Source organism: Enterobacter sp. BNK-34 (genome assembly GCF_048684445.1).
Classification (GTDB): Bacteria; Pseudomonadota; Gammaproteobacteria; order Enterobacterales; family Enterobacteriaceae; genus Enterobacter; species Enterobacter pseudoroggenkampii.
This window is the reverse complement of record NZ_JBLQUA010000001.1, coordinates 2,655,464-2,671,127: the sequence shown is the minus strand read 5'-3', so window position 1 is coordinate 2,671,127 and position 15,664 is coordinate 2,655,464. Positions and strand designations below refer to the sequence as shown.

Annotated in this window: 14 protein-coding genes; 4 read left to right on the top strand and 10 right to left on the bottom strand. The window is 56.4% G+C overall.

Annotation, left to right across the window (positions count from 1 at the left end; translation table 11 throughout):
• Positions 1-58: 58 nt before the first annotated feature.
• Positions 59-979 carry a L,D-transpeptidase gene (gene ldtB, locus ACMGG5_RS13045; RefSeq protein WP_024908698.1) on the top strand — a complete coding sequence of 307 codons (921 nt, stop codon included), beginning with the start codon at positions 59-61 and terminating at the stop codon, positions 977-979.
• 242 nt (positions 980-1,221) lie between these two features.
• Positions 1,222-2,031 (top strand): glycosyltransferase, encoded by an 810-nt coding sequence (locus ACMGG5_RS13040; protein ID WP_024908699.1) that lies wholly within the window; start codon positions 1,222-1,224, stop codon positions 2,029-2,031.
• A gap of 8 nt (positions 2,032-2,039) precedes the next feature.
• Here the strand turns inward: ACMGG5_RS13040 and ACMGG5_RS13035 are convergent, their stop codons facing one another.
• From ACMGG5_RS13035 to mntR, 9 genes are all read right to left on the bottom strand, one after another.
• Complete coding sequence (locus tag ACMGG5_RS13035) at positions 2,040-2,756, bottom strand: GntR family transcriptional regulator (RefSeq protein WP_420277948.1); 717 nt, start codon at positions 2,754-2,756, stop codon at positions 2,040-2,042.
• A gap of 15 nt (positions 2,757-2,771) precedes the next feature.
• The gene (locus ACMGG5_RS13030) at positions 2,772-4,094 is read right to left on the bottom strand and encodes a PTS sugar transporter subunit IIC (protein ID WP_420277947.1); all 1,323 of its coding nucleotides are present in this window, start codon (positions 4,092-4,094) and stop codon (positions 2,772-2,774) included.
• Between the two features lie 51 nt (positions 4,095-4,145).
• Positions 4,146-5,522, bottom strand: coding sequence for a glycoside hydrolase family 1 protein (locus ACMGG5_RS13025; RefSeq protein ID WP_061715701.1), 1,377 nt, complete (start codon positions 5,520-5,522; stop codon positions 4,146-4,148).
• Between the two features lie 148 nt (positions 5,523-5,670).
• Positions 5,671-6,711, bottom strand: coding sequence for an aldo/keto reductase (locus ACMGG5_RS13020; RefSeq protein ID WP_032649388.1), 1,041 nt, complete (start codon positions 6,709-6,711; stop codon positions 5,671-5,673).
• Between the two features lie 107 nt (positions 6,712-6,818).
• On the bottom strand, positions 6,819-8,342 hold the full coding sequence (locus ACMGG5_RS13015; protein WP_420277946.1) for an efflux transporter outer membrane subunit: 1,524 nt from the start codon (positions 8,340-8,342) through the stop codon (positions 6,819-6,821).
• Complete coding sequence (locus tag ACMGG5_RS13010) at positions 8,342-9,913, bottom strand: DHA2 family efflux MFS transporter permease subunit (protein ID WP_420277945.1); 1,572 nt, start codon at positions 9,911-9,913, stop codon at positions 8,342-8,344. Before ACMGG5_RS13010 ends, ACMGG5_RS13015 begins: the two co-directional genes overlap by 1 nt.
• Positions 9,910-11,004, bottom strand: coding sequence for an HlyD family secretion protein (locus ACMGG5_RS13005; RefSeq protein WP_420277944.1), 1,095 nt, complete (start codon positions 11,002-11,004; stop codon positions 9,910-9,912). The genes ACMGG5_RS13010 and ACMGG5_RS13005 overlap by 4 nt, the downstream gene beginning before the upstream one ends.
• Before the next feature lie 101 nt (positions 11,005-11,105).
• A complete protein-coding gene (locus ACMGG5_RS13000; RefSeq protein WP_157188804.1) occupies positions 11,106-12,215 on the bottom strand; it encodes an anion transporter in 1,110 nt (369 codons plus the stop codon).
• On the bottom strand, positions 12,212-12,685 hold the full coding sequence (gene mntR / locus ACMGG5_RS12995; protein ID WP_023310887.1) for a manganese-binding transcriptional regulator MntR: 474 nt from the start codon (positions 12,683-12,685) through the stop codon (positions 12,212-12,214). Before mntR ends, ACMGG5_RS13000 begins: the two co-directional genes overlap by 4 nt.
• A gap of 183 nt (positions 12,686-12,868) precedes the next feature.
• Here mntR and mntS point away from each other — a divergent pair, with 183 nt between their 5' ends.
• Positions 12,869-12,997 carry a manganase accumulation protein MntS gene (gene mntS, locus ACMGG5_RS12990; RefSeq protein ID WP_032645368.1) on the top strand — a complete coding sequence of 43 codons (129 nt, stop codon included), beginning with the start codon at positions 12,869-12,871 and terminating at the stop codon, positions 12,995-12,997.
• Positions 12,998-13,280: 283 nt separating this feature from the next.
• Positions 13,281-14,864, top strand: coding sequence for a phosphoethanolamine transferase (locus ACMGG5_RS12985; RefSeq protein WP_420277943.1), 1,584 nt, complete (start codon positions 13,281-13,283; stop codon positions 14,862-14,864).
• Between the two features lie 144 nt (positions 14,865-15,008).
• Here ACMGG5_RS12985 and ompX read toward each other — a convergent pair whose 3' ends face one another.
• Entirely contained in the window at positions 15,009-15,527 is a 519-nt protein-coding gene (gene ompX, locus ACMGG5_RS12980) for an outer membrane protein OmpX (RefSeq protein ID WP_024908709.1), read from the bottom strand.
• Positions 15,528-15,664 lie beyond the last annotated feature (137 nt).

Here is a 15,664-nt window from a genome sequence, read left to right as displayed (position 1 = left end):
CATCACAGATTCAGACTTATCAACTCATCGCCTGAATGGCTTAGATACCTCGCACAACATGAACATGAAATTAACAGCGCTTTTTGCGGCGGCGTTAGCCGTAGTAGGTTTTTGTAAGACCGCGTCTGCGGTGACGTATCCCCTGCCGACCGACGGAAGCCGTCTGGTGGGTCAAAACCAGGTGGTGACGGTTCCTGAAGGTAACTCTCAGCCGCTGGAGTATTTCGCTGCGCAGTACCAGCTGGGCCTGTCTAACATGCTGGAAGCGAACCCGGGCGTTGACCCGTACCTGCCGAAAGCAGGTACCGTGCTGAATATTCCTCAGCAGCTGATCCTGCCGGATACCGTTCATGAAGGTATCGTGATTAACAGCGCCGAAATGCGTCTGTACTACTACCCGAAAGGCACCAACACCGTTATCGTGCTGCCAATCGGTATCGGCCAGCTGGGTAAAGACACCCCAATGAACTGGACCACCAAAGTTGAGCGTAAGAAAGCGGGCCCAACCTGGACGCCGACCGCCAAAATGCACGCAGAATACATCGCGGCGGGCGAACCGTTGCCAGCCGTTGTACCGGCAGGCCCGGATAACCCAATGGGCCTGTACGCGCTGTACATTGGTCGTCTGTATGCGATCCACGGCACCAACGCCAACTTCGGTATCGGCCTGCGCGTGAGCCACGGCTGCGTGCGCCTGCGTAACGACGACATCAAGTTCCTGTTCGAAAACGTGCCGGTCGGTACGCGCGTGCAGTTCATCAACGAACCGGTGAAAGCAACGTCTGAACCAGACGGCAGCCGCTACATCGAAGTGCACAACCCGCTGTCCACCAGCGAAGACCAGATCAACAACAACGAAGTCGTTCCTGTTACGCTGAACAGCGCGGTGCAGGCGGTGACGTCTCAGCCAGATGTCGAAACGGCGATTGTTGACCAGGCCGTGCAGAACCGCTCCGGAATGCCGGTGCGTTTGAACTGATCACGCTGAATCAATAACGTATCTTATAAGACCCCGTATTATCGGGGTCTTATTGCACTGTAATCTCCATCACGCTGACCCTTTCTGAACAGCTATTACTGCCGTAAGTGCCTTTCTTGCCATTTTCTGCTAACCCAGCGGGGTTACATCTAATCCTCTAAGTGTTATGATGCGCCCACTTATAAAATCAGTTTTATCTGCTTTTATAAGGTCTTTTTATCTCCTGGAGCACGCATAGTTTGATGATTAGCATTAACTTAACAACAACAAAATCGCGCCTTTATCTCTGTTCGCAAACGGTGTGGTCACTGGCGAACCAGAGTAAGAAGGTCGATCAAATTGTTGTGTGGGTCTCCAGTACACCTTATCTCAGTGACGAAGGCATCACTGAGGAGCCGGAATGGGCGCAGAAAATTCGCCAGACGGGCACCAACCTGGTTTTTAAATGGGTTAAGAACACCGGCCCTTATCGGAAATTGTTTCCGGCGCTGCAAGCAGCAACCGAAGACGATATTCTGATTTATGCCGATGATGACGCAATCTATAACGAAATTTGGGCAGAAACACTGCTGGATGATTTTTATCGCCACAATCAAAAATATGTGGTTGCCGCGCGGGTGCGTGAAACAGTAAAGAAGAAGAAAGAACTTCTTGATACCTATCGTAATTTCCCGCTTATCACCGTGCCAAAAGTCGTTGAGCAGAACTATATCATCACCGGTCTTGGTGGCGTTGTGCTCAAGAAAAATATGATCCCGGAATATTTCCATTTTAACGAAGATTTTATTACGGTTTGTCCTCGCGCGGATGATATTTGGATCAGCAAACTGATTCAGCTAACCAAAACACCTGTCTATGTTTCTGCACAAAGCATTCGTTTTGTTCATGAAATAATCCATGACTATGGATTATCGCGCGAGAATACCAGCAAAATAAAACGTTCCTGGTTTCAAAAAATCCGTTTTACATTTAAGCCTGGTCAAATACAGCATCTGTGTCAGAACGATCTTTACATAAAAGACACGGACAGCTATTTCGAGTCGTGCGCCTGAAAGACTGATTACCCGTTATTCACGATCACGATCCCGCCGTGGTCGTAGCGATAGTGGCAGTGGGCATACTCCAGCGGCGTGCCATCTTCCAGATAAATCACCTGCTCCACCTCCAGCACCGGATCGGTTTCCTCGCAGACCAGATGCTCTCTGTCCAGCGCGCTGGGCTTAAGCGCCCGCACCACCCGGTACGACCCCATAATTTTCAGCCCCAGCGTTTCCTGAACGTACTGGAACACTGAAGCTTCAAGATGGTTTTTCGTCAGGCCCGGGACCAGATTCATCGGCATCACCGTGGAATCCAGCGACATCGGTTCAGCGTTCAGCAAACGGAGTCGAATAAAGTCATAGATCGGCGCATCGGCGTTAATCATCAGCGACGCCTGCTCTTTTTCATTAGGAAAGCGCAGCTCGAAATGCACCACCTGGCTCGTGACCGTGCCCAGATGTGCCCAGGTTTTGGTCGCGCCAAAGTAGTCGCTGCCGGAGAGATCCCACTGCGAGAGCTGGAGGAAGTTTTTACGGATGAACGTGCCCTGGCCCTGACGGGTATAGACCAGACCTTCGACGATCAGCTGGCGCATCGCCTGCTGAATGGTCATCCGACTGGAGTTGAACTCCGCCGCCAGCGCAAACTGGTCCGGCAGGGGTTCGTTGGCGGCGTACTGCTGGCTGATAATGCGTTTCTTAATTTCCCGCGCTATGGTGATGTACTTCGCCGCCATCGTCCTTCCTTTCAGTTAGTTTTCTATCCCGCTGTTTTTCAACGCCACTCTCTCGGCAATCTTGAGGAAAGGCAGGTAGAAGAATACACCAAATACGATGATTGCCAACTGCACCACCACCGCCCGCCAGTCTCCCGCCGTAGCCAGCCAGGCGCTCAGGATCGGCGGCGTGGTCCACGGGATCATCACCACGCAGCGCGACATTAGCCCCAGCGTGGTACAGAGCCAGGCGAAATAAATGCCGATGGCGGGCAGCAGCACAAACGGGATCATCAGCGGCAGGTTAAACACGATCGGCAGGCCAAAAATCACCGGCTCGTTGATGTTAAACAGGCCCGGCGCCAGCGACAGGCGCGCCACCTGCTTCGCCGACTGCTGGCGCGAGAAGATAAATATCGCAATCAGCAGCGAGATTGTACTGCCCGTGCCGCCCACCATGCCAAACGTCGGCACGAAGATATTGTTGATGATGTGCGGAATGGGCTGACCGTTGGCGAAGGCCAGCATATTTTCGTTGGTATTGATCAGCAGGAACGGCTCCAGCACCACGCTGTTGACCACCGACTGATGAATACCGAGCGTGAACAAGAAGTTGCCGAAGCTGTAGATGAAAATCGTCCCCGGCAGGCTGGTGTTGATCAGCCGCAGCGGCTGCTGGATAAAGGTCGTAATGAGATGGATCAGATCCGTATGCAGCACGTTTGCCAGCACCGCCGCCAGCACCGCGAACAGGGAGAGCGTGAGGATGGTCGGGATCAGCGCGGTAAAAGATTTGCTCACGGCCGGAGGCACGTTTTCCCCCAGCGAAATATGCAGCGCCTTCAGGCGCGAAATAGCGATAAACACTTCCGTTGAGAGCAGCCCAATCAGCACCCCGGCGAAAATCCCGGTGGAGCCGATATTGGCGAACGTCAGCACCTGGGTGACTTTCACCGTGGTATCGCTGCCGACGGGCATAATCTGCAATCGCATCGGCATCATGATGATGAAGCTGCTGACGGCGATAACCACTGCCGAGACCGGATTGTCGAAATCTTTGTTGCGCGCCAGCGACCAGGCAATCATCGGCGCCAGCAGCAGCGCGGCAATGTTCAGCGTGCCGTTGATAATCGCCTCGCCCCACACTTTGAAGTGTGCCAGCGTATCGCCGTGAAAAATCCACGGAAACACCACGTTGTTCACCAGCACCGCCAGACCGGCGAGGATGAAAATCGGCATCACCGTGGCGAAGGCGTCGCGCAGGGAGCGCAGGTGCACCTGGTTTGCCAGGCGCGCCGAAAACTCGACAAATTTATCGACAAAGGACTGCATGTGCGGTGTGATTTTTGTTTCAGACATAGCGGAGTGTTCCCATCAATCAGTCACAAAAACGGCCCGGCAGCGTACGGCTTACATCTCGCGTCCGTTGGTATGGATAACCTGTTTTAACCACGCGTAGCTCTTCTTCGGCACGCGCTTCAGGTCTTTCAGGTCGTGGTTTTCCCGGTTGACATAGACCACGCCGTAGCGCTTACGCATGTCGCCCTGGGAGCTGAGAATGTCGATCAATCCCCAGCCGAGGTAGCCAATGACCTCTGCCCCGTCCTCGAACATCGCCGCTTTCATGGCCTCGATGTGCGCCCGGTGATAGTCGATGCGGTAGGTGTCCTCAATCGGGTTCACGCCGTCCCATGACTCAATCACCCCAATGCCGTTCTCGATCGGGAACACCGGCAGGCGCCAGTCGTTGGCGTAGCGGGTGATGATGGTGCGGAAGCCCAGCGGATCGATCTGCCAGTTCCACTCGGTGGCCTTCAGGTACGGGTTATTTTTCTCGCCGTGCAGCAGGTAATAGTTCACCGGCGTGCCTTCCGGGATCGCATCGCTGTCCAGCGTTTTGCTGGCGTAATAGCTGAAGGCCATATAGTCGTTCTTTGTACGAGCGAACAGCGCCAGGTCCTCGGCGCGGTAGATATCACCAAAGCCCTCCTGTTCCACCACCGCCATCACCGCCGGGCTGTAGCCTTGCCCTGCGAAGACGCGCAGCAGGTTCTGGTTGAGAAACTCGTCATACTGCTGGGCGCAGAAGATATCGCGCGGTTTGCAGGTAGCCGGGTAGATCAGCTGGTGCGCCAGCATGCCGCCCATCAGCTGGCCCGGTCTGGTCTGGTGCAGGTATTCGGTTAGCGCCATGTGCGCCACCATCGTATGGTGCTGCAGCTCGTACAGCTCGCGCAGGGTTTTCTCGCCTTTCATATAGCCGGAAATACGGAACGCTTCCGGCATATGGAAGATGTTCTGCTCGTTGAAGGTCAACCAGTACTTCACGCGGTCGCCATAACAGTCGATCATCTTTTTGCCATAGCGGATAAAGGCGTCCATTACGCGGCGGTCGTTGAAGCCGTTGTACTCCTGCGCCAGCGCCAGCGGCATATCGAAATGGTACAGGCAGATCATCGGCTCGATGCCGCGGGCGATCAGATCGTCAATAAAGCGGTCGTAAAATGCGATGCCTTCGTCGTTGAACGGGCCGTCACCCTGCGGGCAGACGCGGCTCCATGAGATCTGGAAGCGGTAGCAGTTCATGCCCAGATCCTGCATCAGATCGAAATCTTCCCGGTAGCGGTGGTAGGAGTCGGTCGCCACTTTCCAGTCGGACACGTTTTCCCCGGCTTCACGAATGTCATACACCGACATCCCCTTCCCGCCTTCGTTCCAGGCTCCTTCCGTCTGCATGCTGGAGACCGAGTTGCCCCATAAAAAGTTGGCCGGTAGCTGATGGTTCATGTTTTCTCCCTATATGACTAGTCATTTAAAATTTCATGTCTAGTCATATAGGCGATGATGAAAAGAGGATCAAAGAGGAGGATCGTTTTTTGTGAGCAAGGCGGGAAAAAAAGCCCCGGTAAGCGATGCACTCCCGGGGCAAGAAGGGTTACTGTTGCGCGAGCTGATTACGGCGATACTCTCCCTGACGCTCCAGCATCCAGCCAGGATATTCCCGCGGCAGCGCGCTGACCGCATCCAGCTGTTTAAGCTCGTCTTCGCTGAGAAGGATACCGGTGGCGGCAATGTTGTCGTCCAGCTGTTCAACGCGTTTCGCGCCAATGATGACGCTGGTCACCGCTTTTTGATGTAGCAGCCACGCCAGCGCGATTTGCGCGACGGAGACGCCCTTGCTTTCGGCGATAGTCCGCATTACGTCCACGCAGTCGAAGGCGCGATCTTTATTCACCGGCGGGAAGTCAAACTCCAGACGACGACCACCGGCTTCGCTCTGCCCGTCGCGGCCATATTTTCCGCTCAGCAGGCCGCCCGCCAGCGGGCTCCAGACCATCAGCCCGACGCCTTCGCTCTGCATCATTGGCACCAGCTCACGCTCAAGATCGCGTCCGGCGATGGTGTAATACGCCTGCAGTGATGCGAAACGCGCCAGCCCGAGACGCTCGGAAATGCCCAGCGCTTTGGCAATCTGCCACGCCGCCCAGTTCGAGACGCCGATATAGCGCACGTGGCCGTGCTGCACCAGGTTATCCAGCGCATACAGCGTCTCCTCAATCGGCGTGGCCGGGTCGAAACCGTGAAGCTGATAGAGATCGATATGATCGAGCTGCAGGCGGCGCAGGCTCTCCTTCACGCTGCTGATGATGTGATAGCGCGAGCTGCCGCGCGAGTTCACCCCGGCGGTACCCGTTTCGCCGAATACCTTGGTGGCAACCACCACGTTCTCGCGCGGGACGTTGAGGTTTTTCAGCGCCTGCCCGAGGATCGTCTCCGAGCGCCCTTCCGAATAGACGTCAGCGGTATCGATGAAGTTAATGCCCGCATCCAGCGCGCGGCCCACCAGCTGCTCGGCTTCGTTTTGCTTAAGCTGGCCAATCTTGCCCCACATGCCGTCTTCACCACCGAAGGTCATGGTGCCGAGGCACAGTTCAGAAACAAACAGTCCGGTGTTGCCCAGTTTTTGATAACGCATAAGATAATCCTCGCATGTCGTTTAAGGGGTACCCGATAGTTATACCCGCCCCTCAGCGATCGCGAATGTGGCGTTCCTGTCCGTTTCTTGCCCAATCCTCTGAATATTTATCCGCGCGGGGCGTCGCCAAAGACGCTGTAGTCCGGTAATTGCACCTGCTGATACGGCTCCCAGCCGCCGCCGAGCGCCTTGTAGAGCGCCACCAGATCGAGCGCGCTCTGCACCTGCGCCTGCGCGCGCTGCTGCTGGGCCTGCGCCAGCTGACGCTGGGCGTCCAGCACGTCGATAAAGCTGGCGATCCCCTGGCGGTAGCTGTCGCTTGCCAGGTCAAACGCGTTTTGCAGCGCATCGATCGTTTTCGCCAGCCCCGCTTCACGCTGCTGGTCGGTGCGATAGCTCACCAGCGCATTTTCGACATCGCCAAGCGCGGTGAGCACCGTCTGACGATAGTCCAGCACCGCCGCACCCTGCTGCGCGCGCGCCACCTTCACGCTGGAGACCAGTCGACCGCCCTGGAAGATGGGAATGGAGACCTGCGGGCCAAAGCTGTAGAAGTGGCTGCTCCAGTCGGTCAGCCAGTTGGTTTCGCTGTTGCGCAGGCCAAACTGCCCGGAGAGGGTAAAGCTCGGGAACAGCTGCGCCACCGAGACGCCGATTTGCGCCGTGGCGGCATGAAGGTTCGCCTCCGCTTCTCGCACGTCCGGACGGCGGCGCGCCAGCGTCGACGGAATGCCCGTTTGCACAATATCCGGCAGCGCGGGCATCGGCTGCACGCTCTGCAGTTCCGCATCCAGCGCCCCCGGCGGCTTACCGAGCAGGATCGCCAGGCCGTTCATCGCCTGCCGCTCCTGCGCCTGATATTGCGGAAGCTGTGCTTCAAGGTTGCCTAACTGCGCCCGGGCGTTTTCCACATCCATCTGCGGCGACAGCCCGCCCCGCTGGCGGCTCTCGGTCAGATCCAGCGTCTGCTGCGCGCTCTTAATCTGGGTGTTCAGCGTGGCGATAATGCTCTGCGCCCCGCGAAGCTGGAGCCACGCGCGCGCCACTTCGGCTTCCAGCGACACCAGCGCGTCGTTACGCTGTTCGATAGCCGCTTTCTGCTGCGCTTCGGCGGCTTCCACCTGACGGCGCACCTTGCCCCACAGGTCGATTTCCCACTGGGCGTCGAAGCTACCCTGGTAGAGGTTGATCGGCTGCGTCAGCGGTCCCAGCGCGCCCTTGAGAGCGGGATCGATGCTATCCACCTGGTCATATACGCCGTGGGATTTCAGCTCCCCTTCCAGCCCGAGCTGCTGGCGCGTCGCCTGCAGATTGCCGTTCACCGACGGATAAAACGCCCCGCCGGCCTGGTTAATCTGTTCGCGCGCCCCGGCGATGCGCAGCACCGTCTGCTGCAGCGTCAGGTTTCCGGCGATGGCGCGCTCAACCAGGCTGTCGAGCTGCGGCGAGCCGAACGTTTTCCACCAGCGCGGATTGGTCGCGGCGGAGGTGGTTTGCGACTTCACCGAGCCGTCGCCCTTATCGTTCCAGTGCGTAACGGCAGGCGGCGCGGGCTGCTGGTAGTCCGGCCCGACGGCGCAGCCTGCCAGCAGCATCATTATCATCAGGGGGTGTAAACGTCTGTGTATCATCAATGTGCTCCTGCACTTCCCTCGCTCTTAACCGGCGAGAGCAACAAACAAAACGGAATCAGTAACAAGGCCACCGCGCTCAGAATGGTGAAGACGTCGATGTAGGCCAGGAAGCGCGACTGCTCAATCATCGTCTGGTACATACGCCCAGTGGCGATGCCGATGGGATCGCCCACCTGGGTGGTGAAGTTCTGGATCGCCTGGGCGCTTTCGCGTATCGCCTGCTGAAACTGCTCGTTAAACGGCGAGGCGTGGTACGCAAGGTGCGCACTGTGCGCCTGCGAGCGCTCGGTAATCGCCGCCGTCGACAGCGAGATCCCGACCGAGCCCGCGACGTTACGGAACATGGTGAACAGCGCCGCCGCATCGGCGTTCAGCCGCCTTGGTATTGAGATAAAGGCAATGGTAGTCAGCGGCACAAACAGGAACCCCAGCCCCAGCGACTGGGCGCTGCGGAACAACACCAGGGTTTCGAAGTCGATATCCGGGGTCAGCGTGCGCGACCAGAAGAACGACACCGCCAGGCAGGTAAAGCCAAAGGCGATAATCCAGCGCGTTTGCACCACCGGCATCAGCTTCAGCACCAGCGGAATCGTCAGCACAATCAGCACCGCTCCGGGCGACAGCACCAGCCCGGACCAGGTGGCGGTATAGCCCAAGTCCTGCTGCGCCAGCTGCGGGATCACCACCGAGCTGCCGTACAAAATCATCGCCATCCCCGCCATCAGCAGGCTGGAGATGGCAAAGTTGCGGTCCTTCATGCAGTGCAGATCCACCACCGGTTTTCTGGCATATATCAGCCAGTAAATCGCACCAATGATGCCGATCAGCGTTAATACCGCGAAAGTGCGGGTAAAGTTCGAGTTAAACCAGTCTTCGTCTTCTCCCCGGTCGAGCATCACCTGCAGACAGCCCAGCCCCAGGGCGATCAGGCCGATCCCCGTCCAGTCGATGGTCAGCTTCTCTTTAGACTTGCTCTCCCACGGCGGATCTTCCAGCAGCTGGTAGATGGCCAGCACCGTGACAATCCCCACCGGAATGTTGATAAAGAACACCCAGCGCCAGGAGTAGTTGTCGGTGATCCAGCCTCCCAGCGTCGGGCCGAGGACCGGCGCAACGATAATCGCGATGGACGAGAGCCCAAAGGCTTTGCCCCTGTCTTCGGGCTTGAAGTAGTCGAGCAGCACCGACTGCTGCGTGGGCTGCAGCCCACCGCCAAAGAAGCCCTGCATCACGCGGAACAGGATGATTTGCCACAGCTCGGTGGCGATCCCGCACAGGAACGAGCAGACGGTGAACATGACGATGCAGATCAGGAAGAACTGCTTGCGGCCGAAGACGCGGCTCAGAAACGCCGAGATGGGCAGCACGATGCCGTTCGCGACCAGGTAGCTGGTTAACACCCAGGTGGATTCGTCATAGCTGGACGAGAGCGAACCCGCCACGTGGGGCAGCGCCACGTTGACGATAGTGGTGTCGAGGATCTCCATAAACACCGCCAGGGTGACGACAATCGCCACCGCCCACGGATTGCTGGCGGGCTTCCAGCTGTCGTGGCTGTGATCCGTCATTCCACCGTCACCTTCGGCGCAACCGACAGCCCCAGCGGCAGCGGTCTGTTCGGATCGAGCCCCTTATCAATCACGATTTTGACCGGCACGCGCTGCACAATTTTGACGAAGTTACCGGTTGCATTTTCAGCCGGGAAGGCGGAGAAGCGCGAGCCGCTGCCCTGCTGGATGCTGTCAACGTGGCCCTCGAGCGCCATATCCGGCCACGCGTCGACGGACACGGTGACCTTATCGCCGGGCTTCATGCGCTCAAGCTGGGACTCTTTGAAGTTCGCCACCACCCACACGTTTGGCGAAACCAGGGAGAACAGCGCCGTTCCCGCCTGCACCAGGGTTCCGGGCTGTACGTTGCGTTTGGTGACAACGCCGTCGAACGGGGCGCGGACTTCGGTGTAAGAGAGGTTCAGATTGGCCGTTTCCAGCTGCGCTTTCGCCTGATCGACCTGACGCTCGCGCGCTTCAACGTTGGTTTCCTGCTGGCGGATTTGCAGCTGTACCTGCTCTGCCACCTCCAACTGCGCCTGGGCGCTGGCCAGCTCCGCCTGCGCGCTGCGCAGCTGAGCGTTCGCGGAATCAATGCTTTGCTGGGTGGTTGCCCGTGGGTCGACACCGCGCTGGCGACGGTACTCCGCCTGCGCGTTCGCCAGATCGGCCTGCGCTTTCAGCACCTGCGCTTTGGCTTCGTCACGCTGGGCGGGATACTGCACTTTTGAGAGCGCCAGCTGTGCCTGAGCCTGATGCAGCTGCGCGATAGCCAGCCCAAGCTGGGCCTGGGCCTGATCGCGCTGCGCGGTGGTATCACGCGGATCGATGACCACCAGCAGATCGCCCTTTTTCACGCGCTGGTTATCACGCACGCGCAGCTCGGTGACGTAGCCCGCCGTTTTGGGGGCAATCGTCACCACGTCGCCGTCGGTAAAGGCGTCGTCGGTCGTCTCTTCGTTACGGGTTAAAAACCACCAGACCAGCGCCACGACGACCATCACCACCACGACAATGCCGAGGATAATTAACGGTTTCTTGCCCGGGCGCTTACGCGCATTATTGTTTTTGTCCTGCTCGTCTGCAGGGGGAGTTTGATCTTCAGCCATAGGTCAGCAACGGTCCTGTCAGTGAGCGGCATCACACTATGCCGTTCACTAAAGCTAGGACGTTGCTATACGTTTGCCAGGAAAAACTGACAAATTGCGCACTATATGAGAAGGAATAGTCCGAAACCGATCGCCGCGGCCCAAACCAGCATCGGAATCGACCAGACGTGGAAACGCCACCAGATACGACGGTCGTTGGCCATACGCAGGGCAATCAGGTTGGCCAGCGAGCCGGGCAGCAGGCCAAACCCGCCAATGTTAACGGCCCAGGCCAGGAGCGTATCCGGCGGAACGTAGTTGAGCAGCAGAATGGTGGAAGGCACGTTGCTGATAAACTGCGACAGGCCAATCGCCGTTAGCCACAATCCCGGCTGCGACAGCGTGCTGACGCTGTGCAGAACGTTTTGCAGCACCGGAAGCTGGATAAGGAGATGCACATCAATAAACATCGCCATAAAGACCAGCAGCAGCGTCCAGTCCACGCTCACCAGCACACGCCGCGCCAGGACGACAAAGCCCGCGGCGACCAGCAGGACGCCCGCCACTTCATACTTCAGCTCCAGCGCGAACAGAAAGACAATGTATAACCCGAGGCAGCTCCACACCAGACGCGGCTGCCACTGCGGGCCCGTTGTGCCGCTGTGGTACTGCAGTTTTTTATCCGGGAAGGCAAACCAGCAGACCGCCAGCAGGGACAGCATCATCACCAGCGCCAGCGGGGCCATCTGCCAGGTAAAGGCGGCAAACGACAGGCCGGAACGGCCCCAGAGCAGGATATTTTGCGGGTTGCCGATAGGCGTCAACAGAGAACCGGCGTTTACGGCGAGCGCTTCAAAGATAATCAGACGACTGACCGGAATTTCACAGAGCTTACGCAGCGTGAGCGTGAGCGGCACGATGATAAATAGCGCCACATCGTTGGTCAGAAACGTCGACAGTACCGCGGCGGAGAACACCATAAACAGGGACAGCCTGCGTTCGGTGGCAAACCGGCGCACCATTTTACGTCCCAGAACGTCAAAATAGCCGCTCAGCTCGACCCCTTTGGTGAGCATCATCAGGCCGCTCAGGGTAATGATGGTGCGCCAGTCAATCGCGGCGGGCCAGGCGTGTGGGGCAAACGGCACAAAGAGGCTTAACGCTGCGCCAATAATTAATAACAGATGGAAAAAACGATCGCGTGCCAGGGCCTGCAGTCCAGGGATTTTCATTCAGCGGAGGGACCATATTTAAGCGTAAACTCACGAAATTTCACCAGCGTCTCTTCGCTAACGTGGTGTTCCATTCCTTCCGCATCCCGGCGGGCGATCTCCGGGCTGACGCCCAGCACCAGTAAAAAATTCTCGACAAGCTGATGCCGCTCGCGGCTCTCCTGCGCGAGTTTCTCCCCTTCCGGCGTCAGAAAAACACCGCGCCAGGGGATCATTTCAATTAAGCCCACGGAGGCCAGGCGTTTTAACATTTTAGCGACAGTTGGCTGTGAAACCCCCAGCCTGGCGGCCATATCGACCTGCCGCGCTTCACCAACCTCACGGATCAGATCGGAAATGAGTTCAACATAATCATCAATCAGTTCACGCCGGTGCGCTTCACGGACCTGGCGAAAACCTTCGACATGTTCTTCAACATTCACCAGTTGCGTCGTTTTCCTCATTGTCGGATGACCTGCGCGACGGTTCATTGTACTTCCTCAGTGGGGTGACGCTTCCAGCGCCCGGTTTCGAGAGCGCACATTGTAAACCATAGCTCCGCAAGCACAAAAAATTAACGAAATAGCCATAGCTATACAATATAGCCTGTGCTATATCTGTATGTAATGCAGTCACCCTTCACGGATCGAAGGGATCAAAACTCAGGAGGTCTTATGAACGAATTCAAGAGGTGCATGACCGTGTTTACCCACTCTCCTTTTAAAGTGCGCTTAATGCTGTTGAACATGCTGTGCGATATGTTTAACAACAAACCGCATCAGGACGACAAATCTTCCCACTAAGCGGCGTTGCGGTACGCCGCTTCATTTTCCCGTCACAATCTCGCTCTAAACTGGCTTCCAGCCGCCTTATTCCCGATCTTTTTTACGGATTTGCAATCCCCTTCGCAAAACATCTGCTTAGCAACTGTTGATATTATTTAGCGCTCGCACTATCTTCTTGCAGCCCTGCACAATTTGCGGCTCGCTGAAGCGGACCCTCATTCCCTCTCCACGCACTGTCAGGCAGGTTATGACCCTTGACGCCAGGGTGAGCACATGGCGTTTTCATCCATGATAGTGACCTATGAATGTAACCCTGATAGATACCGTTGTGACCCGCAGCCGGGCCTTAAGCCCGTGGACGGGTTTTTACTTTTTGCAGTCATTACTGATTAACTTTGCGCTGGGTTATCCCTTTAGTCTGCTTTACGCGGTGGCGTTCACCTGCGTTCTGCATTTGCTGTGGCGATCCGCACCGCGCGTGCAAAAAGCGTTAATCGGCATCTGTTCGCTGGTTGCTGCACTCTATTTCCCGTTTGGTCAGGCTTACGGCGCGCCAAACTTTAATACCCTGCTGGCGCTGCACTCGACCAATATGGAAGAGTCAACGGAGATCCTGACGATCTTCCCGTGGTACAGCTACGTGGTCGGGATCTTTATCTTCGCGCTGGGCGTTATCGCCATCCGCCGTCAGTCGGGCGAGAAAAAATCCTGGGGTAAGATCGAAATACTCTGTCTGGTGCTCAGCATTGCCGTGGCCTTTGTCGCTCCCATCCAGAATATTCCCTGGGACGGTAAACTAAGGCTCAGCAATATCGGTTATCCGGTTTTCCGCTTCGTGAAAGACGTCGTTGTAAACAATAAAGAGGTTCTCGACGAACAGGCGCGCATGGCTGAGCTTTCCAATATGAAAGACACCTGGAACGTGCTGGCCGTTAAGCCGAAATATCACACCTATGTGGTGGTGATTGGCGAAAGCGCGCGTCGCGATGCGATGGGAGCGTTTGGCGGTCACTGGGATAACACACCGTTTGCCAGTTCAGTCAAAGGCACGCTGTTTACCGATTATGTCGCGGCCAGCGGCTCGACGCAGAAATCGCTCGGCCTGACCCTTAACCGGGTGGTGGATGGCAAACCGCAGTATCAGGATAATTTCGTCACCCTGGCAAACCGTGCGGGTTTTCAGACGTGGTGGTTCTCTAATCAGGGGCAAATTGGCGAATACGATACGGCCATCGCCAGTATCGCCAAACGCGCTGACGAAGTGCAGTTCCTGAAAAATGGCGACTTCGAAGCCGACAAAAACACCAAAGACGAAGCGCTGTTGAAAATGACGGCACAGGTCTTCGCCACCCCGCGCACCCAGCCTCAGCTGATCGTCCTGCACCTGATGGGGTCGCACCCGCAGGCCTGCGATCGGACCGGTGGGAAGTACGCGGAGTTTGTGCAGTCCAAAGAGACGTCCTGCTATCTCTACACCATGACGCAAACCGACGACCTGCTGAGCAAGCTGTACGATCAGCTACGCAATACGGGCGACAGCTTCTCCATGGTCTATTTCTCGGATCACGGGCTGGCGTTTAAAGAGCGTGGTAAAGAGGTGCAGTACCTGGCGCACGATGACAAGTTCCAGCAGAACTTCCAGGTGCCGTTTATGGTGCTGTCGAGTGACGATAAAACGCATCGCGTTATTAAAGCGCGTCGTTCGGCAAATGATTTCCTGCAGTTCTTCTCGCAGTGGACCGGGATTAAGGCTGAGCAGATAAAAAATGCTTACCCGTTTGTCTCTAACAAGAAAGCTTCCCCAGTGTACGTTACCAACTTCAAGTTACAGAAAGTTGACTACAACCATCTGGGTACGGATATTTTTGATATTAAGAGTAAGTAGCGGTCTGATGCCCTCACCCTGGCCCTCTCCCACGGGGAGAGGGAACAAACACTAAAAAACGGCAACCTGGGGTTGCCGTTTTGCTTTTACCTTCAAAAAAAATCCGCCACATTGGGCGGATTTTTTATTTAATCACCGAAGTGATTAGAAGCGGTAACCTACGCCAGCGATCCAGGTGCCAACGTCAACGTTGCGGATACGGCTCTGCTCATAGGAGAAGTCCAGAGCAACGTCCTGGATTGGGTTGAACTGCAGGCCTGCGCCATAGGAGAAGCCATAGTCGCTGTTGCTTGCAGTGCGGTTCAGACCCTGGTTTTCGGTCTGCTGGAATTTACCGTAGCCAACACCTACAACACCGTAGATGCTCGCCCAGTCATTCAGACGGTAAGCCGGGCCCGCGGTGATACCGTAGTACTGGCCTTTGTTGTATGCGCCGTTTTCAGAACGATCTTTCTCGGTGTAGGTGAAAGAACCGATCACGCCCAGTGGGTTGTTATCCTGCTCGTAACGATACTTCAGGTTGAAACCGTTAGCTTTGTTCATCACGCCCTGATAGTCGCTCTGAGCGTAACCACCAGTAACAGTAGAAGTAGCAGCTACAGCGGTACCTGCGGAAACAGCCAGTACAGCGGCCAGTGCTGAAAGACATGCAATTTTTTTCATAACCACCTCAAATGTGATCCAAGTAAGTCCGTAAGTTTTAAATATATCAAAAAAATTTGCGAAACTCTTTGTGATTCGTGATGTCTAATGAAACCTTTCCTGTAACAGAACGTTTCCAGCGTCAGCTATCTCTTTCA